Origin of the sequence: Pseudomonas sp. H3(2019), assembly GCF_007713465.1 — a bacterium.
Taxonomy (GTDB): Bacteria; Pseudomonadota; Gammaproteobacteria; order Pseudomonadales; family Pseudomonadaceae; genus Aquipseudomonas.
Genome location: NZ_VMSG01000045.1, coordinates 2,098 through 5,119, shown reverse-complemented (window position 1 = coordinate 5,119; position 3,022 = coordinate 2,098). Strand labels below are relative to the sequence as shown.

Sequence of the window (3,022 nt, the reverse complement as noted above, 5' to 3'; positions counted from 1 at the left end):
CATCGGCGATGCATCGTTTCACTGCTGAGTTCGGGATGGGATCAGGTGGTTCCAATGCTCTATGGTCGTCAAGAAATTCGGGTACTGAGTCGTGACCAGTGGGTCTCGCTTCAGCAAATTGGGTATGTGACAGTCAGGTGTTTTGTGAGCAACTCGAACTTTCGGTTCATTTCGTCTTCACACACCGCAATCTGGTCTCTTTCGAGTTCGCAAATTGCTTGGGTGTTATATGGTCAAGCCTCACGGGCAATTAGTATTGGTTAGCTCAACGCCTCACAGCGCTTACACACCCAACCTATCAACGTCGTAGTCTTCGACGGCCCTTCAGGGGACTCAAGGTCCCAGTGAGATCTCATCTTGAGGCTAGTTTCCCGCTTAGATGCTTTCAGCGGTTATCTATTCCGAACATAGCTACCCGGCAATGCCACTGGCGTGACAACCGGAACACCAGAGGTTCGTCCACTCCGGTCCTCTCGTACTAGGAGCAGCCCCTCTCAAATCTCAAACGTCCACGGCAGATAGGGACCGAACTGTCTCACGACGTTCTAAACCCAGCTCGCGTACCACTTTAAATGGCGAACAGCCATACCCTTGGGACCGGCTTCAGCCCCAGGATGTGATGAGCCGACATCGAGGTGCCAAACACCGCCGTCGATATGAACTCTTGGGCGGTATCAGCCTGTTATCCCCGGAGTACCTTTTATCCGTTGAGCGATGGCCCTTCCATACAGAACCACCGGATCACTAAGACCTACTTTCGTACCTGCTCGACGTGTCTGTCTCGCAGTCAAGCGCGCTTTTGCCTTTATACTCTACGACCGATTTCCGACCGGTCTGAGCGCACCTTCGTACTCCTCCGTTACTCTTTAGGAGGAGACCGCCCCAGTCAAACTACCCACCATACACTGTCCTCGATCCGGATAACGGACCTGAGTTAGAACCTCAAAGTTGCCAGGGTGGTATTTCAAGGTTGGCTCCACGCGAACTGGCGTCCACGCTTCAAAGCCTCCCACCTATCCTACACAAGCAAATTCAAAGTCCAGTGCAAAGCTATAGTAAAGGTTCACGGGGTCTTTCCGTCTAGCCGCGGATACACTGCATCTTCACAGCGATTTCAATTTCACTGAGTCTCGGGTGGAGACAGCGCCGCCATCGTTACGCCATTCGTGCAGGTCGGAACTTACCCGACAAGGAATTTCGCTACCTTAGGACCGTTATAGTTACGGCCGCCGTTTACCGGGGCTTCGATCAAGAGCTTCGCGTTAGCTAACCCCATCAATTAACCTTCCGGCACCGGGCAGGCGTCACACCCTATACGTCCACTTTCGTGTTTGCAGAGTGCTGTGTTTTTAATAAACAGTCGCAGCGGCCTGGTATCTTCGACCGGCATGGGCTTACGGAGCAAGTCCTTCACCCTCACCGGCGCACCTTCTCCCGAAGTTACGGTGCCATTTTGCCTAGTTCCTTCACCCGAGTTCTCTCAAGCGCCTTGGTATTCTCTACCCAACCACCTGTGTCGGTTTGGGGTACGGTTCCTGGTTACCTGAAGCTTAGAAGCTTTTCTTGGAAGCATGGCATCAACCACTTCGTGTTCTAAAAGAACACTCGTCATCAGCTCTCGGCCTTGGAATCCCGGATTTACCTAAGATTCCAGCCTACCACCTTAAACTTGGACAACCAACGCCAAGCTGGCCTAGCCTTCTCCGTCCCTCCATCGCAATAACCAGAAGTACAGGAATATTAACCTGTTTTCCATCGACTACGCTTTTCAGCCTCGCCTTAGGGACCGACTAACCCTGCGTCGATTAACGTTGCGCAGGAAACCTTGGTCTTTCGGCGTGGGTGTTTTTCACACCCATTGTCGTTACTCATGTCAGCATTCGCACTTCTGATACCTCCAGCAAGCTTCTCAACTCACCTTCACAGGCTTACAGAACGCTCCTCTACCGCATCACCTAAGTGATACCCGTAGCTTCGGTGTATGGTTTGAGCCCCGTTACATCTTCCGCGCAGGCCGACTCGACTAGTGAGCTATTACGCTTTCTTTAAAGGGTGGCTGCTTCTAAGCCAACCTCCTAGCTGTCTAAGCCTTCCCACATCGTTTCCCACTTAACCATAACTTTGGGACCTTAGCTGACGGTCTGGGTTGTTTCCCTTTTCACGACGGACGTTAGCACCCGCCGTGTGTCTCCCATGCTCGGCACTTGTAGGTATTCGGAGTTTGCATCGGTTTGGTAAGTCGGGATGACCCCCTAGCCGAAACAGTGCTCTACCCCCTACAGTGATACATGAGGCGCTACCTAAATAGCTTTCGAGGAGAACCAGCTATCTCCGAGCTTGATTAGCCTTTCACTCCGATCCACAGGTCATCCGCTAACTTTTCAACGGTAGTCGGTTCGGTCCTCCAGTTAGTGTTACCCAACCTTCAACCTGCCCATGGATAGATCGCCCGGTTTCGGGTCTATTCCCAGCGACTAGACGCCCTATTAAGACTCGCTTTCGCTACGCCTCCCCTATTCGGTTAAGCTCGCCACTGAAAATAAGTCGCTGACCCATTATACAAAAGGTACGCAGTCACCCAACAAAGTGGGCTCCCACTGCTTGTACGCATACGGTTTCAGGATCTATTTCACTCCCCTCTCCGGGGTTCTTTTCGCCTTTCCCTCACGGTACTAGTTCACTATCGGTCAGTCAGTAGTATTTAGCCTTGGAGGATGGTCCCCCCATATTCAGACAAAGTTTCTCGTGCTCCGTCCTACTCGATTTCATGACTAAGAGATTTTCGCGTACAGGGCTATCACCCACTATGGCCGCACTTTCCAGAGCGTTCCGCTAATCTCAAAGCCACTTAAGGGCTAGTCCCCGTTCGCTCGCCACTACTAAGGGAATCTCGGTTGATTTCTTTTCCTCAGGGTACTTAGATGTTTCAGTTCCCCTGGTTCGCTTCTTAAGCCTATGTATTCAGCTTAAGATACCTAACTTATGTTAGGTGGGTTCCCCCATTCAGACATCTCCGGATCAA

The 3,022-nt window shown here is 51.7% G+C and carries 2 rRNA genes (1 of these 2 cut by a window edge); both read right to left on the bottom strand.

Annotated features, from left to right (window positions below):
- A 5S ribosomal RNA gene (rrf, locus tag FPT12_RS27505) occupies positions 1-73 on the bottom strand; the annotation flags it as partial.
- 156 nt (positions 74-229) lie between these two features.
- Positions 230-3,022: ribosomal RNA gene (locus FPT12_RS27500) — 23S ribosomal RNA — on the bottom strand (it continues 147 nt past the right edge of the window).